This window comes from Brevundimonas diminuta 3F5N (assembly GCF_900163625.1).
Classification (GTDB): domain Bacteria; phylum Pseudomonadota; class Alphaproteobacteria; order Caulobacterales; family Caulobacteraceae; genus Brevundimonas; species Brevundimonas diminuta_A.
The window spans coordinates 1-15412 of record NZ_FUIE01000021.1; the positions used below are offsets into that span (position 1 = coordinate 1).

A 15412-nucleotide genomic window follows, 5' to 3' on the forward strand; every position below is an offset into this window, starting at 1 on the left:
TCCTCAGGAGCCTGAATCAGATCGCACGCCGCAATTCAATGGGTCCTGAGCCTAGATGGCGGCGACCACAGCCGTCAGTTCGGCGCGGTCGTTCAGCAGGGCGACTTTGCTGTCACGGAAGGCCGCGCCCGGCGCATCAACCGTTTCGCCAAAGATTTCAGCCGCCAGAGCAACGCCGTCGGCGAAGGCCAGAACCGGCAGGCCCTGCGCCTTGGCCAGGTTCAGCAGCGCCTTGACTTGCACCAGACCGGCTTCATCCGACACGCCGCCCGGAACCACCACGCCCTGAACCCGGCCGCCGCTGATGTCGTCAGCCGTCGCCGTCGCCAGAACCGTCAGACCGCCGGACACCAGGCTGCCCTCGCCCGTCGAGATCGGAGCCAGGGAAACGCCTTCAAAGCGAAGCGCGGTTTCCATGTCGCCCAGTTCGCCGAAGTCCATGCTCTTGCGCATGATCAAACCGAAGCGCAGGCGGGTTGGCGTGGGGCGGTTGCCGTATTGGCGAGAACGGGGGGCGGTGGCAGACTTGCTTTGAGCGTACAAAACGTCTCCTTCAAAGGTTATCGATCAATATTCGCTGACGACTTAAAGTTATCGCCGCGCCCTGCACGCCGAAATCCGACCAGACACGGCAAACGTCGCAATCCGAATCGATCGGAAGCGAATGCGTCAAAATCATCAGGGTGACTGCTGATATAGGCTTATGATGCTCAAGGTCAACTTGGCGACGAAAACGTGACCTGAACCGCTCTCGCGGAAAATCTGGTGCGAGGCGCGACGGCGGCGGTCTTGCCTGAAGGCTCGCGCCCGCCCTACACAGCCGGTCGCATCGCAGAGAGTCAGTCCGGCCATGGCCTTCACCCGCACCTATGACGGCGACGAACCCGTCCGCATCAACAAATGGCTGGGTCAGACCGGCGTCTGTTCACGCCGCGAAGCCGAGGGCCTGATCGCCGAGGGGCTGGTCAGCATCGACGGCGAAGTGGTGCGCGACGCAGGCCGCAAGATCGAGCCGGGCCAGACCCTGACCCTGAACGACACGGGCGAGGCCGCCCTGGCGGCGGGCGTCGCCATCCTGCTGCACAAGCCGGTCGGCTATGTCTCTGGCCAGCCCGAGCCGGGCAAGGTTCCTGCCGTGCGCCTGTTGACCACGGCCAACAAGGTCGGCGAAGGCGAAACGCCAAAACGCGACGCCTCCCTGCCCCCGGTCGGGCGGCTGGACGAGGATTCGCGCGGGCTTCTGATGTTGTCGTCAGACGGCGTAGTGGCCAAGGCGGTGATCGGGCCGCAGTCGGATCTGGACAAGGAATATCTGGTCCGCGTCGCCGGGCAGGTGACGGAAGCCAAGCTGTCCCAACTGCGCCACGGCCTGGAACTGGACGGACGTCAGCTGAAGCCCGCCCGCGTCACCCAGATGGAGCCGCAACGCCTGCGCTTCATCCTGCGCGAAGGCCGCAACCGCCAGATCCGCCGGATGTGCGAACTGGTCGGGCTGGACGTCGTCGACCTCTACCGCATCCGCATCGGCCCGGTGAAGCTGGGCGACCTGCCCGAAGGCCGCTGGCGGATGCTGACGGCGGACGAGCGCGCGGCGCTGATCAAGGGCTGAGCCTTGATATCCCCGCTCATCCCCGCGGAGGCGGGGACCCAGTGCTTTGGCTGCAAGCGCGGCGGCTGACTTTGTGAGCACTCTTGCAACTGATCTTTAGAGCACGAGGCTCTTACTGGGTCCCCGCCTCCGCGGGGATGAGCGGTAGAAGACTTATCTCAGCGCTTCAAACCATCGCTGCAGCAGGGTCGCTTCGGCGCGGTGTGCGGCGGTGCGGGCAGCCGCTTCCTCGTCCACCCCCCAGCGTTCCTCGGTGAAGGCTTCGTCCAGACGCGACAGGTCCAGCGCTGCATCACCCGCCAGCGCGCCACGCTGAACCGCCAGCCCCAGCACCGCCGAGCCGAACAGCGGAACCGCCGTCGCCAACCCGGTCAGGGCGAAATCGTCCATCTCCAGCGCCAGCGCCTCAACGCGCGCTAGAGCCTCCGGCGCCTGCGGCCGATGGATGATCCCCTCGACCGTATGCAATTCGACGCCCAGTTCGCGCGCAGCCCAGTCGCGCCACGGCCCCCATTCCGCCTGCTGGCGCTCGATCAGACCCGACGGCGTCTCGGCCAGATAGCAGAGCACGTCAGACCCGGCGTAGCGGGCGATCTCTTCGGCCACAGGTCCGCGCGTCTGGCTGACCCGGTCGATGGCGGTCGAGGCCAGACGGGTGGCGGGCATGGTCCCCGGCATCAGATGCTCGCCCTGCGCATTCCACTCGTCGGCCACGAGGCGAGCCGCCGCCTCGGTCGGCAGGACGATGGCGTTTCCGGCCGGCGTCTTGGGCGCCCGGCCATCTAGCAGAACGATCCAGCCGCCGTCGCGCGCCTCGACCTCGGCGGCCTTCCAGAAGCGTTTGATGCGCTCTTCGGATTCGCGAAAGCCCTTCTGGGCGGCGACGTTGGGATCAAGCGAAGGAATATGGGACATGGCGGACTTCTAGGCGAAAAGCTTGGTCGAGGCGAAACGATCGAGCGCCGCCTCAAGGTCGGGAAAATCGTCGGCGATGTGCAGCGCGCCCGCAGCCGCCTGTTCCTCCACCGTGTGGAAGCCCCAGCCGACACCCAGCGGATGCACCCCCGCCGCCACGGCCATGGCGCTGTCGTGGCTGGTGTCGCCGATCATGACGGTCGAGGCGATGTCGGCCCCGCAGGCGGTCATGGCGGCGCGCAGCATGGCCGGATCCGGTTTGCCCGGCCCGTCCTCGGCGCAGTGGCTGGACAGGAACAGATGGCTCCACTCGGGCCGCGCCAGATTGCGGGCCACGCCGCGCCGGTTCTGGCCGGTCGCCAGCGACAGACGCCAGCCGTCGCGCTTCAACCGTCGCAGGGTCTGCATCACGCCGGGATAGAGCGGCTCCTCATGGCCCGCCTCATACATCCGGCGGAAGCTGGCCTGGAAGGCGGCGACGAAATCGGCCAATTCGGCGTCCGTCAGCGACGGCTCCAGCACGTGCAGGGCGTGATGCAGGCTCAGGCCGACGATCTGACGCACCCGGTCATATTCGGGCTCAGGCAAGCCCAGCGCCTGAGCCGCCTCGCAGGCTGCGCGATGGATGGAGGCCCGGCTATCGACCAGGGTGCCGTCGATGTCGAAGACGGCAAGCGGAGCATTGGAAGCTGTCATATCAGGCAGGCACGATATCAAAGGCGACGGACAGGCGCGGCTGGTCGCCGCTAAAGGGCACGGTGCCGTGCCACAGGCAGGACGGGAACAGCACCAGCTTGCCCGGCTCCGGCTTCTCATACCGCAGCGGCTCCAGCGGCGGCGAGGTGGGGAACGGCGGCTGGCCCAGCGCCAGCCAGCCTTCGCGCCCGCCGGCTTCGACCACCGGCGGCACATCGATGTAGCAGGCCGATGAATACCAGCCCTTGGGGTGGATATGGTGTTCGTGGAAACCACCTGGCGCCAGCCGAACGGACCAGCAGCCCTTTAATCGATAGCTTCCAGAGTTTCGGACGCGAACAGGGTCCTCGCCCTGCCCCAGCCGCGCCAGATGACGGCGGATCGGCCCGTCGACGGCGGTGAAGAAGGCGCGGATGACCGGGTCGTCGACCAGCGTCAGGTCCACCGGCGTCTGCGTCCCGTGCCGCAGGCTCTGGCCCAGCGGATGGTTCTGATAGGCGTGTTGCGCCAGCAACGCCGCCTTGAGGTCGGCCAGATAGGCGGCGAGATCGCCCCAGCCGGGCGGCGTGTCGATGGTCTGGGCGCTGACCAGCCCATCCAGATCATCCAGCCCAAGGGCGTCCGTCCGGCCCTTCACCCGGCTGGCCGTGGCGTGCAGGGCCAGAACCTTCTGATGAACCACCGGCGCGCCCGATAGCTGATCCAGTATCTCAAAGGCGCCGTCCGCGTCGCCCAAGGCGACAAGGGCTTCGGCCAGACTGATCCACGGCTCGATCGTCTGCGGCGCCAGTTCGGTCGCCCTGCGCGCATGGCCGACCGCCAGCGCCGGATCAAAGGTCAGGGCCAGTTGTCCAGCCGCCAGTTCGACCGTGGCCGAACGCGCATCCCCGGCCTGCGCCCGCTGCGTCAACTCGCTCCACGCTTCACGCGCGGCGCCTCCGCCATACATCAGCACCAGCGCCAGACAGGTCAGCAGATCGCCGTCGCCCGGCGCCGTCGCCAGCGCCTTCAGCACCGGTGCCTTGGCGGCCTCTACATCGCCGCCGCGCATCCAGATCAGCTGCGCCAGTTCGCGCACCGCCTCGCCATAGTTGGGACGGCGCTCTACGGCGTGGCGATAGGCGGCCTCCGCCTCATCCAACCGGGCGCAGCCGGACAGGGCGCGCGCCAGAACCAGCCAGGTTTCCGGCGCATCCCCGCCGTTGGCGAAAGCCTGATGCGCCGCCTCGACAGCCTCAGTATTGCGGCCCATGTCGCCCAGCAGGGCGGCCAGATTGTGCCGTGCGGCCACGCTCTTCGGCGCCGCCTCGACCTGTGCGCGCCGGATCGCCAGCGCCTCATCAAACCGTTCCAGCGCTTTCAGAAGTTCGACCTGAAGCGATTGGACGCCCACGCGTTCACCCGGCGGCGCCTGTTCCAGAACCGCCAGCGCCCCGGCCAGATCCCCCTGACCCGCCAGAGCCTGAGCGCGCTGCAGCCTCATCTGAACCCCCGGCCCGGTATTCATCGCATCCGCCGCACGCCCTCGAAGGGATCTTCGTCAGCCTCATCTTCAGAGAAGCCGAAGTGGTTGAAACCGGCCTTCATCTCGGGGCTGAGCGGGGCTTCGACGATCAGCTTGCCGCCGCCGGGGTGATCCAGTTCGATGCGGCGGGCGTGAAGCTGCAGCTTCAGCGGGCCGGACAGTTCGCGCGACTTGTCGTCGCCGTATTTGGGATCGCCCAGGATGGGGTGGCCGATGGCGGCCATGTGGGCGCGCAACTGGTGCGTCCGGCCCGTGAAGGGGCGCAGCGCCATCCAGGCCGCACGGTGGGCGGCGCGGCTGACAGTGGCGAAGGCGGTCTCGGCCGGTTCGCCCTTGGGGTCTTTAGGCTCGGCCGGGCGCATCATCTCGAAGTCGTTGATGCCGGTCTTCTTCAGCGCCATGTCGATCTGCCCGGCCGAAGGCTTGGGGTTACCGATGACGATGGCCCAATAGGTCTTCTTGGCCTGACGGCGGGCGAAGGCCCCGGCCAGACGCTTGGCCGCCTCCGGCCCCTTGCCCAGCAGCAGCACGCCCGAAGTGTCGCGGTCCAGACGGTGAACCAGACGCGGCCGGTCCATCCCCTCGCCCCAGGCCGACAACAGGCGGTCGACGTGCTTGGTCGTCTTGGTCCCGCCCTGCACGGCCAGGCCGTGCGGTTTGTTCAGGGCGATGACCATGTGATCTTCATAAAGCACCAGCGACTTGGCGTAAGCCACATCGCGCTCGGTCAGTTCATGCAGGTCGCCGGGCTTGCGCGGATTGGCGTCAGGCAGCGGCGGCACGCGCACGGCGGCGCCCGCGGTCAGACGATCCTGCGGCTTGACCCGCGAGCCGTCGACGCGGATCTGGCCGCTGCGGGCCATCTTCTCGACCTGAATATGGGTCAGGTGCGGCCAGCGACGCTTGAACCAGCGATCCAGGCGGATGTCGTCTTCATCCTCGGCGACATAGAGGGTCTGGACTTCACGGCTCATGCGCCCACTCCGGTAAACAGTTTGCGCGCGATCATCAGGCCGACGAACAGAGCGGCGATGGCGAGAACCACCGAACCCGCCGCATAAACGAAAGCCGAGACCATTTCACGGCGTTCGATCATCAGGGCCGCTTCCAGTGAAAAAGCGGAAAAGGTCGTGAAGCCGCCCAAGACGCCGACAGCGGCGAACAGGCGGATGTTCTCCTGCCCCGCGCCCGCCTTCAGCGCCAGCCAACCGGCCAGCAGCCCCATCAGCAAACCACCCGCGACATTGGCGCTCAGGGTCGCCCACGGCCAGGCCGCGCCCGGCGCCAGACGGCCCACGGCCAGCCCCAGCCCATAGCGCGCCATCGCCCCCAGGCCGCCGCCGATCGCAACCAGCAAGAAGTGTGTCATGCTGGCGGCTTATACTGTTCCGACCTCATTTGCGAAGGCCGCCATGCACGACCTTGTCCTCGCCATCCTGCATCACCTGCTGTTCCTGGGCCTGATCGTCATGCTGGCGTCGGAACTGGCCCTGCTGCGCACGCCGAAACCGCCCCTGAAACGGCTGGCCGGACTGGACGCGGGCTATGGCGTCACGGCCCTGCTGATCGTGCTGGTCGGGGTCGGACGGGTGATGGGCGGCAAGGGCTGGGCCTTCTATGAGGTCAACCCCTTCTTCTGGGCCAAGATCGCGACCTTCGCCCTGATAGGCCTGATCTCGATACGGCCGACGCTAGCGATCCTGAAATGGCGCAAGGCCGCGCGGGCCACGCCCGGCTATATCCCGCCCCAGGCCGAGCTGACCGCCGCGCGTCGCGCGATCGGTCTGGAGATTCTGCTGCTGATTCCGCTGCTGGCTTTCGCCGCAGCAATGGCGCGCTGGCCGCTCTAGGCCTTACAGGCGCGGGCGGATGGCGTCCTGAACCCCGCGCGCGTCATAGGCTTCCGGACGATCCGGGCGTTGGCCGCGCCCCATGACGATCTCCAGCGTGGTCGAGGTCGGCTGCGGCCCGCTGAGATCGAAGCCCAGGCCGACGCCGACGCCCGAGGTGGACCAGCCGCCGTAACGCCCCGTGCCGGCGCCGATGGAGACGCTGGGCCGCACGCCGCCCGCGCTGTCGGGACGTCCGTCGATCCAGCGCTGCGTCACCTCGAACCAGTCGTAGCCCAGCTCGGTCGTCAATTGAGCGGCGCGGAACAGGGCCATGTCCGCCACCGGACCGGGCGCGCCGACACCGTTGTAGCTGACGCGGAAACGGTCACGCTCGATCTGCTGCTCGGAATAGCCCTGACCGTTCGGGCCCATCTGACGGCCGTAGGGCGCCAGGCTGGCGCAGGCCGTAAGGGCCAGGGCCGAGACGGCGATCGTGACGATGGCGAGGCGTTTCATGCGCGTGTCTCCCACGCCCGAACAGCGCACGGGCGAGTTGGATTGTTCCGCGGTGAAGCTGAACAGGGGATGAAGCCCCTACAGCCCCGCCGCCGCACGCAGGGCCGCGAAATCCTCCGGTTCAGGCGCCTCGACCGTCACACGGCCGCCGTCGGGATGGGGAAAGCTCAGCTTGGCCGCGTGCAGCATCAGGCGCGGCGCCGCGCGCCCGGCGAAGGCCAGGGCGCCGCCATAGCGGACATCGCCGACCAGAGGACGACCGATGGAGGCCATGTGGACCCGGAGCTGGTGCATCCGTCCCGTCTCCGGCGACAATTCGACCACCGCCCCGTCCTGACTGGAGGCCAGGGTGCGATAGCCGCTGGCCGCGCCTTGCGCGCCCGGCGCGTCGAACGCCACGACCCGCATATAGCTTTCACGACCGATCTCTTCACGGCGCAGGGCGGACGTGATCCGGCCGGACTTGGGCTCCGGCGCTGCCGCGACCAGCGCCAGATAGGTCTTCTGGAACTTGCGCATCTGCATCGCCTTGCCGAAGAAGCCGGCGGCGGGCTTGGTCTTGGCGGCCAGAATGACGCCTGAGGTGTCGCGGTCCAGACGGTGCACCAACTCCGGCCGCTTGCCGTTCGATCGGGCGAAGGCCCACAGCAGATCGTCCAGAGTGTTCGCCTGGATGCGGCCGCCCTGGCTGGACAGGCCCGACGGCTTGTTGAAGGCGATCAGATGCGCGTCTTCATGCACCACCCACGAACGGACGGCGGCGATTTCATCTTCGGTCAGGGAAACAGGCTGGCGGGTCTTCACCCGCCGAGCCTTTAGCCGAGCCCGCCCCGCTTCGCCATGCCCATCAGGCTCGCGGTTAGCGGATCAGGCCCTTGCGGCGCGCCCAATGGGCGTAGGCGATCTGGATGACGAAGATCAGGGTGACGACCAGGGTGAAAACCACCCCGCCCGTACCGATGACTTCGCGGCCATTGCTCAGCGCCAGCACATAGACAGCGTGCGCCAGCATGGCGATCAGGCCCGCGACGAAGGCGTTGAACGCCAACTTCCGCCGAAGCAGCAGCATCAGCGCGCCCAGCAGGCCGCACCACACCGCCACGCCGAAGGCCACATCGGTCCACATCGGCGCCGAGCGCAGATAGGCCACCTGTTCCATCGTCAGCGCGCTCCAATAGGCAGCGGCCCCCGTCACCTTCTGGTACCACTGCCAGACGCCGACGCCGTTCCAGACCACCGAGGCCACGGCGATGGCCCACAGGTGCCACGGCGCCGCAGCGCGCTTCGAAATATCGACCATCATTCTTCCCCCCAGGGCCTTGAGAGCCGAAAACTACGCTGAAATAGATCGCTGCAACAAGGGCTTCGGTCTGCCCTTCAGACGATCACGCCGCGTCGGCTCATCCAGGCGCAATAAGCGGTCTGAACGACCAGAACAGCGATGATGACCAGGCCGAACGCGACGCCCGCGGGCCCCATGATCTCGCGCCCATTGCTCATGAAATGGATGTAGGCTGTGTCCGCCAGCATGGCGATCAGGGCGACGGCGAACACTATCGTCGCCTGGCGCCGCCGAAACAGCAGCAGCACCGCCGCCAGCAGCCCGCCCCAGAAGGCGATGCCGACCGCGACATCGGTCCACAACGGCACGGCGCGCAGATAGGCCGCCTCGGCGGGGCTCAGACTGCTCCAATAGGCCGGATCGCCTGTCACCTGCAGCGTCCACTGCCAGACGAAGAGGGCGTTCCACAGGAAGGACAACACGCCGACCAGCCACAGGTGCCAGGGCGCCGATATACGCCGCAGAACATCGACCATTGCCGCCTCCGCAGTTTGCAGGCTCAGCCTACGCCCGACGGGCCGCTACGACAATGAACGCCGTTCAGTCAAAATAAAGAGCGCCCGTCGCTACTACTTGGCGTCCTGCGCCCGTTCCCGCATCGCGGCCCAGCGCTCCAGGCGCGCCTTGACCTTCTCCTCGTGCCCCTCGCCCTTGGGCTTGTAGAAGGTGCGCCGCTCCATCTCGTCGGGGAAGAAGTTCGCGCCGGAGAAGCCCTCGGGCGTGTCGGGGTCGTATTGATAGCCCTTACCGTAACCGAGCTGCTTCATCAGCTTGGTCGGGGCGTTGCGGATATGGGCGGGCGGCATCAGAGAGCCGGTCTCGTGCGCCGCACGCTTGGCGGCCTTGAAGGCTTCGTAGACCCCGACCGACTTGGGCGCCGTAGCCAGATGGACCACGGCTTGCGCCAGCGCCAACTCCCCCTCGGGAGAACCGAGGAAATCGTAGGTGTCCTTGGCCGCATTGGCGACCAGGATGGACAGGGGATCGGCCTGACCGATGTCCTCGACCGCCATGCGCACGATGCGGCGCGCCAGATAGAGCGGGTCTTCGCCCCCGTTCAGCATCCGCGCCAGCCAGTAGAGCGCCGCGTCCGGGTCCGATCCGCGCACCGACTTATGCAGGGCCGAGATGAGATTGTAGTGCTCTTCCCGCGACTTGTCGTAGGCGGGCGCGCGTTTCTGCAGCACGCCCGCCAGAGCCTGCACGTCCAGCGGCTCCACGTCCGTCAGGTCGAACAGAACCTCGGACATGGTCAGTAGATAGCGGCCGTCGCCGTCCGCCAGCGCCAGCATGGCCTGGCGCGCCTCAGGCGTCAGCGGCAGGGGCTTGTCCATCAGCGCCTCGGCCCGACCCAGCAGCAGGTCCAGCGAAGCGTCGTCCAACCGCTTCAGCACATAGACTTGGCTACGCGACAGCAAGGCGCCGTTCAGCTCGAAGCTGGGGTTTTCCGTCGTGGCGCCGACCAGGGTGACGATCCCCTCTTCGACGAAGGGCAGGAAGCCGTCCTGCTGAGCGCGGTTGAAGCGGTGGATCTCGTCGACGAACAGCAGGGTCTGTTGGCCCGCCGCCCGGCGCATCCGCGCGGCCTCGAACGCCTTCTTCAGGTCGGCGACGCCCGAGAAAACGGCGCTGATCGACTGGTATTCATAGCCCGCCGCCTTGGCCAACAGGCGGGCGATCGTCGTCTTGCCCGTGCCCGGCGGCCCCCACAGGATCATGGAGCCCAGACGGCCCGCCTCGATCATGCGGCAGATAGGGCCGCCCTCTCCCAGCAGATGATCCTGGCCCACCACCTGATCCAGCGCCTGCGGGCGCAGACGGTCGGCCAGAGGGGCGTCGGGGGGATGGATGCCGGAGGCTTCGAACAAATCAGTCATGGAACGCTCTAGATAGGCGTTCGTTCGGGCGACTGCACCCGCTACAACGCCTCGTTGAGGAGGAATCGCATGACTGAAGCCAAGCCTGACCAGGGACCGCGCGGCGGGGTGACGCCCCACCTGACCATTCCCTCGCGCGGGGCCGCCGCAGCGATCGAATTCTACGCCCGCGCCTTTGGGGCCGAGGAGGTCATGCGGATGCCGGCCGAGGACGGCGAGCGGCTGCTGCACGCCCATCTGCGCATCAACGGCGGCAGTATCATGCTGGCCGACGAATTCCCGGAGTGGACGGGTGAGGCCGACATCAAGCCCGTGGGCGTCAGCCTTCATCTTCAGGTCGACGACGCCGACGAGTGGTGGGGCCGCGCCCTGGTGAACGGCGCGATCCCGGTCATGCCGCTGGAGGACCAGTTCTGGGGCGACCGTTATGGCCAGGTGCGCGATCCGTTCGGCCACACCTGGTCCATCGGCGGACCGCTTAAGGGGTAACCACCCCTCTGCGGCGAACGCCGCGCCTTACGGCAAGCGGCCCGTCAGGCGGCGACCATTGCGAACGATGGTCAGTTCCGAACCCCGCTGCGCGCGGCCCAGGGCGGCGACCGTGGTGACGGCCCGGCCGTCGATCTGCACCACCAGATCGTTGGGGCGCAGGCCGATGCGAGCCGGGATGCTGTTGCGCTGCAAGCCCGTGACCACAACGCCGCTGGTGAAGGGATCCCCGCCCAGACGATCAGCCAGCGCCGGGTTCAGCGCCACGCCCTGAAGCCCGGCCAGGGCTCCCTGCCCCACAACCGCGCCCTGCCCCGGATCAGCGTCGCCCGGCAGCGTCGAGACGCGCGCGTTCAGCGTCTGCGTCCGGCCGTCGCGCAGGACGGTCACGGCCACGGTGTCGTTCGGCGAGCGCGTACCGACGCGGAAGTTCAGACCGCCCTGATCATTGACCTCTGCTCCGTCGATGGCGGTGATGACGTCGCCTTGCTCAATGCCTGCGCGGGCGCCGGGGCCTCCGGCGTAGACGTCCGTGACCATCAGGCCCTGCGGCCGATCCAGCCCCAGGCTGCGCGCCATGTCAGAGCTGACCGAGTCGCCCTTGACGCCCAGCCAGGCGCGCTCGACCGACTTGGCGCCGCCGACAGCGGAATCCACCACGCGCTTGACCATGGCGGCCGGGACGGCGAAGCCCACGCCGCTGGACGAGCCGGTGCGCGAGAAGATGGCCGTGTTGATGCCGATCAGATCGCCGTCCATATCGACCAGGGCGCCGCCCGAGTTGCCGGGATTGATCGGCGCGTCGGTCTGGATGAAGGAGCCGGAATCGCTGATGCCCGTCTCGGTCCGGTTCAGCGCCGAAATGATGCCGTTGGTCACGGTCTGACCGACGCCGAACGGGTTGCCGATGGCCAGAACCAGATCGCCGACCTGCTGTTGCTCCTGATCGTCGATACGCAGGACCGGCAGGTCGCCGTCCAGGTTCTCAAGCTGCAGCACGGCGATGTCGGACCGCTCGTCCGCCAACAGCACCTTGGCCGGATATTCGCGCCGGTCGTTCAGGGTGACGCGGATTTCCTGCATGTTCTGGATGACGTGGTTGTTGGTCACCACGATCCCATCGGGGCGCACGATGACGCCCGAACCGATGGAGCCGGTCACACGCGACTGCGGTCCGCCGCCGAACAGTTCGAAGAAGGGATCGCGCACGCGCTGGACGCCGCGCGCGGAAATATTCACCACGGCGGGCGCGGCCTCGCGCACCACGGGGGCGAAGCTGGTCTTCAGCGAGCCGGCGTCGCGCGGGGCGACGCGGGGCTGCTCGGCGAAGACGCCTTCCTGCGCCTTTGAGGGCTGCGGCTGACCACAGGCGGACAGGATCAAGGCGGCGGCGATGGCCAGTCTGGAAGTCTTCATCTCGTCCCGGTTCTACAAGCTTGGGCGTTGCACCCATTCCGCCTCGGCTTTTCGACAGGATCAAGGCCGTCGTTCAGTCCGGCGCGCGGCGGCGATCAAACGGGCGTGACCTCGTCCCGTTCCGCCCGTCGCGCGGTCAAGAAGCCGATCAGGGCGCCCAGAGCCAGCACGACAGAGGCCAGATAGAAGGCCAACCCCGGCTCGGACAGCAGGGCGTCGGCCGCAGCGGACACTGCGGGCAGCCCCCAATCCGACAACCAGGCCGCCGCCCGCCCGCCGCCCTCGCCCACGGACACCGAATAGATCCAGCCGAAGAACAGGGGCGAGGCCACCCCGGCGATGGAGGCGACGCTCATGTTCGCACCCTGAAGTTGCCCCTGCTCGCTCTCGCCGACGCGGCGGGTCATCAGGGACTGAAGCGTCGGCATGGCCAGACCCCACAGGGCGTTGGGGAACATGGCGACGATGAAGGCGACGCCCGTCGGCGCCCAACCCATCAGGGCGATGCCCACCGCCCCGCCGCACAGGCCGAAGATCATGGTCGCCCGGTCCCCGAACCGCTTGGACGCCGGGCCGACCAGCAGGCCTTGGACGATCATGTCCAGCGCCCCGACCATGGCCAGCAAGGCCCCGACCTGCCACGGCCCCCAGCCGTAGCGCAGCCCGGCATAGAGGACGAAGACCGCCGAAAACACATGGTGGGCGAAGTAGAGCAGGAAGTTCACGACCGCGAGGCCCGCCAGCTCAGCATGGCGCTTCAGCAGGATCATGGCCCCGACCGGATTGGCGCGGCGCCAGCTGAAGGGCATCCGCTTCTCCAGAGGCAGGCTCTCGGGCAGGATGAAAAGGCCGTACAGGAAGGCCACGCCCGACAGGGCGCCGGCCACCCAGAAGGGCACGCGCGGCCCGAACTCGCCCAGGAAACCGCCCAGCACCGGCCCCAGCACGAAACCGCCAGAGAAGGCCGCACCGATCAGACCATAGGCGCGGGCGCGTTTCTCGGGCTCGGTGATGTCGGCCATATAGGCGTAGATGGTGGTGAAGCTGGACGAGGTGACGCCCGCGATCAGACGCCCGACCGCCAGCCACCACAGGTTCGGCGCCAGCGCCATCAGCACATAGTCCGCCGCCAGTCCGGCGCAGCTGATCAGGATGACCGGACGCCGACCATACTGGTCTGACAGCGAGCCGATGACCGGCGAAGCCAGGAACTGCATCCCCGCCCACAGGGCCACAAACACCCCGTTCAGCAGGCCCGCGCGCGCGTTCGACCCGACAAATTCCTCGATCAAATGCGGCAGGACCGGGATGACGATCCCCATGGCCACGATGTCCAGCACCGCAGTCACGAGAATGAAGGCGATCGCCGCGCGGCGGACCTTGGGCTGATGCAGGGACATGAAGGCTCGCGGAGGTGGAGCGACGTTCTAGACGGCGCTGAGCGGCCGCGCGATCATTTTCATTAACTCGTCACCCTCGGGCTTGTCCCGAGGGCCCATCTTTCCGCAAGCTCTGCCTTAATGACGAACGAGCGACCCTTCATCGCCGCCTACATGATGGCCAACCGGCCGCAGGGGACATTGTATGTCGGCGTAACCAGCAATCTGGTTCAACGTGTGCAGCAACATCGAGACGGGAGCTTCCCTGGCTTCACCAGAGAACACGAACTGAAGCGACTCGTCTGGTATGAATCCTTCGAAGCGATCACAGATGCGATCCGCCGGGAGAAGGCGTTGAAACGCTATTTGCGCGACTGGAAGATCAATCTGATCGAGCGGGAGAACCCGCACTGGGAAGACCTGGCGAAGCCGTGGTTCGCGCCGTCAACCTGGCGGCATGACCCTTAAGCGGCGCGTACGAAGCCCCGATGGGCCCTCGGGACAAGCCCGAGGGTGACGAAATTAGGGTTGCTCAGCGCTGCGTCACCGGCAAAGTGTCGTTCGGGTCGCCGTCGCTGCGCGGGGCGGAGACGCCCAGAAGGCGAGCCAGGAAGGGCTGGACGTCGACGCTGTCCAGGTTCTGCAGCCGCCGTCCGGCGATGACGCCGGGACCGTGGGCGATGAAGATGGCCTGCATCTCGGGCGCGGCGTTGTCATAGCCGTGGGCGCCGCCGGGCTTGGTCACAGGACGCGCACGGGTCGCCAGCAGCCAGCCCGGCTCGGAGGCGCAGACGATGCCCGAGACGCGCGGGTTGGAGCCTAGGACAAGGCGCGCCGGAATCTCGCTCTTGCGCCAGCAGTCCAGGTGCGGGCGCGAGCCCAGCAGAGCCTGCTCCACCTCGGCCTCGCGCCCGGCGACAGGGTTCAGGAAGGTGACGGGGCCGCCGTAGACGATCTGCACCGCCTCCGGATCGATGATGTCGTCCAGCACCGTCACGCGGTCGGGCGAGGTGGCCGCCATGCCGTGATCCGACACCACCACCAGGACGGTGTTCTCATACAGGCCCCGCGCCTTTAGCCCCTCGATCAGGCGGCCGATGGAGGCGTCGACGGAGCGCATGGCCTCCAGCGTCTGCGGCGCATCCGGTCCGTGGTGGTGGCCCATGGTGTCCACGACATCAAAATAGAGGGTGGTCAGCGCTGGGCGCTGGGCGGCGGGCAGGTCCAGCCAGGCCAGCACCTGATCCACGCGCGCGTCCCCGGGCATCGACTGGTCGAAGGGCGTCCAGTAGCTGGGCCGCACGCCACGGATATCGGCCTCCGACCCTGGCCAGAACATGGTGGCCGTCTTCACGCCCTGCCGTTCGGCCGAGACCCAGATCGGCTCGCCCTGGTCCCACCAGCGACGATCGGTGACCGCCTGTTTGTTGCCAAGCGAGAAGCGGCCCAGTTCGGCGTCGACCATGTTGTTGCCGACGATGCCGTGGTGATCGGGATGCAGGCCCGTGACCAGAGTGTAGTGGTTGGGGAAGGTCACGCTGGGGAAGGACGGCTTCATCGGCCCCGACGCCCCCTCGGCCGCCAGTTGCGCCAGCACCGGCGTCGCTCCGCGCTGCAGATAATCCGCGCGGAAACCGTCGATGGAGATCAGGATGACGTTCGGCGCCTGGGCCGTCTCGACAGGCGGCGCGGGCGGCGTGGTGGCGCAGGCGGCGACGGCCAGCGTCAGAACGGCGACGCGCGCCAGCCCGAACAGACGATCAAACATGAGGGACTCCCGAAAGCGGCTTTTCGGGAATGTTGCCTAAGCTTAATC

At 67.4% G+C, this 15412-nt stretch carries 18 protein-coding genes; 4 read left to right on the top strand and 14 right to left on the bottom strand.

The window, feature by feature from the left end; genetic code table 11:
- Positions 1-51: 51 nt before the first annotated feature.
- Complete coding sequence (locus FM111_RS04305; RefSeq protein ID WP_087139535.1) at positions 52-453, bottom strand: hypothetical protein; 402 nt, start codon at positions 451-453, stop codon at positions 52-54.
- 397 nt (positions 454-850) lie between these two features.
- Between FM111_RS04305 and FM111_RS04310 the strand changes: the two genes are divergently transcribed.
- On the top strand, positions 851-1609 hold the full coding sequence (locus tag FM111_RS04310) for a pseudouridine synthase (protein ID WP_087139500.1): 759 nt from the start codon (positions 851-853) through the stop codon (positions 1607-1609).
- Between the two features lie 153 nt (positions 1610-1762).
- On the opposite strand, the gene FM111_RS04315 is transcribed toward FM111_RS04310, so the two are convergent.
- From FM111_RS04315 to crcB, 5 genes are read right to left on the bottom strand one after another with little or no spacing between them, the layout of a single operon-like run.
- The gene (locus tag FM111_RS04315; protein WP_087139501.1) at positions 1763-2524 is read right to left on the bottom strand and encodes an ATP12 family chaperone protein; all 762 of its coding nucleotides are present in this window, start codon (positions 2522-2524) and stop codon (positions 1763-1765) included.
- Between the two features lie 9 nt (positions 2525-2533).
- Positions 2534-3220, bottom strand: a complete 687-nt coding sequence (locus tag FM111_RS04320) for an HAD-IA family hydrolase (RefSeq protein ID WP_087139502.1) — start codon at positions 3218-3220, stop codon at positions 2534-2536.
- Position 3221: 1 nt separating this feature from the next.
- Complete coding sequence (locus FM111_RS04325) at positions 3222-4703, bottom strand: putative 2OG-Fe(II) oxygenase (protein WP_179205017.1); 1482 nt, start codon at positions 4701-4703, stop codon at positions 3222-3224.
- Positions 4704-4723: 20 nt separating this feature from the next.
- Entirely contained in the window at positions 4724-5719 is a 996-nt protein-coding gene (locus FM111_RS04330) for an RluA family pseudouridine synthase (RefSeq protein ID WP_087139504.1), read from the bottom strand.
- Positions 5716-6114: a fluoride efflux transporter CrcB gene (gene crcB / locus FM111_RS04335; protein WP_087139505.1), complete on the bottom strand. Its 399-nt coding sequence runs from the start codon at positions 6112-6114 to the stop codon at positions 5716-5718. Before crcB ends, FM111_RS04330 begins: the two co-directional genes overlap by 4 nt.
- Before the next feature lie 43 nt (positions 6115-6157).
- Here crcB and FM111_RS04340 point away from each other — a divergent pair, with 43 nt between their 5' ends.
- Positions 6158-6595 (top strand): DUF2214 family protein, encoded by a 438-nt coding sequence (locus tag FM111_RS04340; RefSeq protein ID WP_256968089.1) that lies wholly within the window; start codon positions 6158-6160, stop codon positions 6593-6595.
- A gap of 3 nt (positions 6596-6598) precedes the next feature.
- Here FM111_RS04340 and FM111_RS04345 read toward each other — a convergent pair whose 3' ends face one another.
- The 5 genes from FM111_RS04345 to FM111_RS04365 all read right to left on the bottom strand — a co-directional run bounded on the left by FM111_RS04345 (position 6599) and on the right by FM111_RS04365 (position 10312).
- On the bottom strand, positions 6599-7093 hold the full coding sequence (locus FM111_RS04345) for a CC0125/CC1285 family lipoprotein (RefSeq protein WP_087139507.1): 495 nt from the start codon (positions 7091-7093) through the stop codon (positions 6599-6601).
- Positions 7094-7171: 78 nt separating this feature from the next.
- Positions 7172-7897, bottom strand: coding sequence for an RluA family pseudouridine synthase (locus FM111_RS04350; protein ID WP_087139508.1), 726 nt, complete (start codon positions 7895-7897; stop codon positions 7172-7174).
- Between the two features lie 55 nt (positions 7898-7952).
- Positions 7953-8396, bottom strand: coding sequence for a hypothetical protein (locus FM111_RS04355; RefSeq protein ID WP_087139509.1), 444 nt, complete (start codon positions 8394-8396; stop codon positions 7953-7955).
- 74 nt (positions 8397-8470) lie between these two features.
- Entirely contained in the window at positions 8471-8911 is a 441-nt protein-coding gene (locus FM111_RS04360; protein WP_087139510.1) for a hypothetical protein, read from the bottom strand.
- Positions 8912-9004: 93 nt separating this feature from the next.
- Entirely contained in the window at positions 9005-10312 is a 1308-nt protein-coding gene (locus tag FM111_RS04365) for a replication-associated recombination protein A (protein ID WP_087139511.1), read from the bottom strand.
- 69 nt (positions 10313-10381) lie between these two features.
- On the opposite strand from FM111_RS04365, the gene FM111_RS04370 reads away from it, so the two are divergent.
- Entirely contained in the window at positions 10382-10801 is a 420-nt protein-coding gene (locus FM111_RS04370) for a VOC family protein (protein WP_087139512.1), read from the top strand.
- 27 nt (positions 10802-10828) lie between these two features.
- Here the strand turns inward: FM111_RS04370 and FM111_RS04375 are convergent, their stop codons facing one another.
- Positions 10829-12217 (bottom strand): trypsin-like peptidase domain-containing protein, encoded by a 1389-nt coding sequence (locus tag FM111_RS04375; protein WP_087139513.1) that lies wholly within the window; start codon positions 12215-12217, stop codon positions 10829-10831.
- Positions 12218-12312: 95 nt separating this feature from the next.
- Positions 12313-13617, bottom strand: coding sequence for a TCR/Tet family MFS transporter (locus tag FM111_RS04380; protein WP_087139514.1), 1305 nt, complete (start codon positions 13615-13617; stop codon positions 12313-12315).
- A gap of 120 nt (positions 13618-13737) precedes the next feature.
- Between FM111_RS04380 and FM111_RS04385 the strand changes: the two genes are divergently transcribed.
- The gene (locus FM111_RS04385) at positions 13738-14064 is read left to right on the top strand and encodes a GIY-YIG nuclease family protein (RefSeq protein ID WP_087139515.1); all 327 of its coding nucleotides are present in this window, start codon (positions 13738-13740) and stop codon (positions 14062-14064) included.
- 64 nt (positions 14065-14128) lie between these two features.
- Here the strand turns inward: FM111_RS04385 and FM111_RS04390 are convergent, their stop codons facing one another.
- Complete coding sequence (locus tag FM111_RS04390; RefSeq protein WP_087139516.1) at positions 14129-15364, bottom strand: alkaline phosphatase family protein; 1236 nt, start codon at positions 15362-15364, stop codon at positions 14129-14131.
- Between the last annotated feature and the right edge of the window lie 48 nt (positions 15365-15412).

Coding starts and splice junctions, on each gene's coding strand:
- FM111_RS04310 (WP_087139500.1), top strand. CDS start 851: ATGGCCTTCACCCGCACCTATGACGGCGACGAACCCGTCCGCATCAAC.
- FM111_RS04370 (WP_087139512.1), top strand. CDS start 10,382: ATGACTGAAGCCAAGCCTGACCAGGGACCGCGCGGCGGGGTGACGCCC.
- FM111_RS04390 (WP_087139516.1), bottom strand. CDS start 15,364: ATGTTTGATCGTCTGTTCGGGCTGGCGCGCGTCGCCGTTCTGACGCTG.
- FM111_RS04385 (WP_087139515.1), top strand. CDS start 13,738: ATGACGAACGAGCGACCCTTCATCGCCGCCTACATGATGGCCAACCGG.
- FM111_RS04355 (WP_087139509.1), bottom strand. CDS start 8,396: ATGATGGTCGATATTTCGAAGCGCGCTGCGGCGCCGTGGCACCTGTGG.
- FM111_RS04330 (WP_087139504.1), bottom strand. CDS start 5,719: ATGAGCCGTGAAGTCCAGACCCTCTATGTCGCCGAGGATGAAGACGAC.
- FM111_RS04325 (WP_179205017.1), bottom strand. CDS start 4,703: ATGAGGCTGCAGCGCGCTCAGGCTCTGGCGGGTCAGGGGGATCTGGCC.
- FM111_RS04380 (WP_087139514.1), bottom strand. CDS start 13,617: ATGTCCCTGCATCAGCCCAAGGTCCGCCGCGCGGCGATCGCCTTCATT.
- FM111_RS04340 (WP_256968089.1), top strand. CDS start 6,158: ATGCACGACCTTGTCCTCGCCATCCTGCATCACCTGCTGTTCCTGGGC.
- FM111_RS04320 (WP_087139502.1), bottom strand. CDS start 3,220: ATGACAGCTTCCAATGCTCCGCTTGCCGTCTTCGACATCGACGGCACC.
- FM111_RS04305 (WP_087139535.1), bottom strand. CDS start 453: ATGCGCAAGAGCATGGACTTCGGCGAACTGGGCGACATGGAAACCGCG.
- crcB (WP_087139505.1), bottom strand. CDS start 6,114: ATGACACACTTCTTGCTGGTTGCGATCGGCGGCGGCCTGGGGGCGATG.
- FM111_RS04365 (WP_087139511.1), bottom strand. CDS start 10,312: ATGACTGATTTGTTCGAAGCCTCCGGCATCCATCCCCCCGACGCCCCT.
- FM111_RS04375 (WP_087139513.1), bottom strand. CDS start 12,217: ATGAAGACTTCCAGACTGGCCATCGCCGCCGCCTTGATCCTGTCCGCC.
- FM111_RS04345 (WP_087139507.1), bottom strand. CDS start 7,093: ATGAAACGCCTCGCCATCGTCACGATCGCCGTCTCGGCCCTGGCCCTT.
- FM111_RS04315 (WP_087139501.1), bottom strand. CDS start 2,524: ATGTCCCATATTCCTTCGCTTGATCCCAACGTCGCCGCCCAGAAGGGC.
- FM111_RS04360 (WP_087139510.1), bottom strand. CDS start 8,911: ATGGTCGATGTTCTGCGGCGTATATCGGCGCCCTGGCACCTGTGGCTG.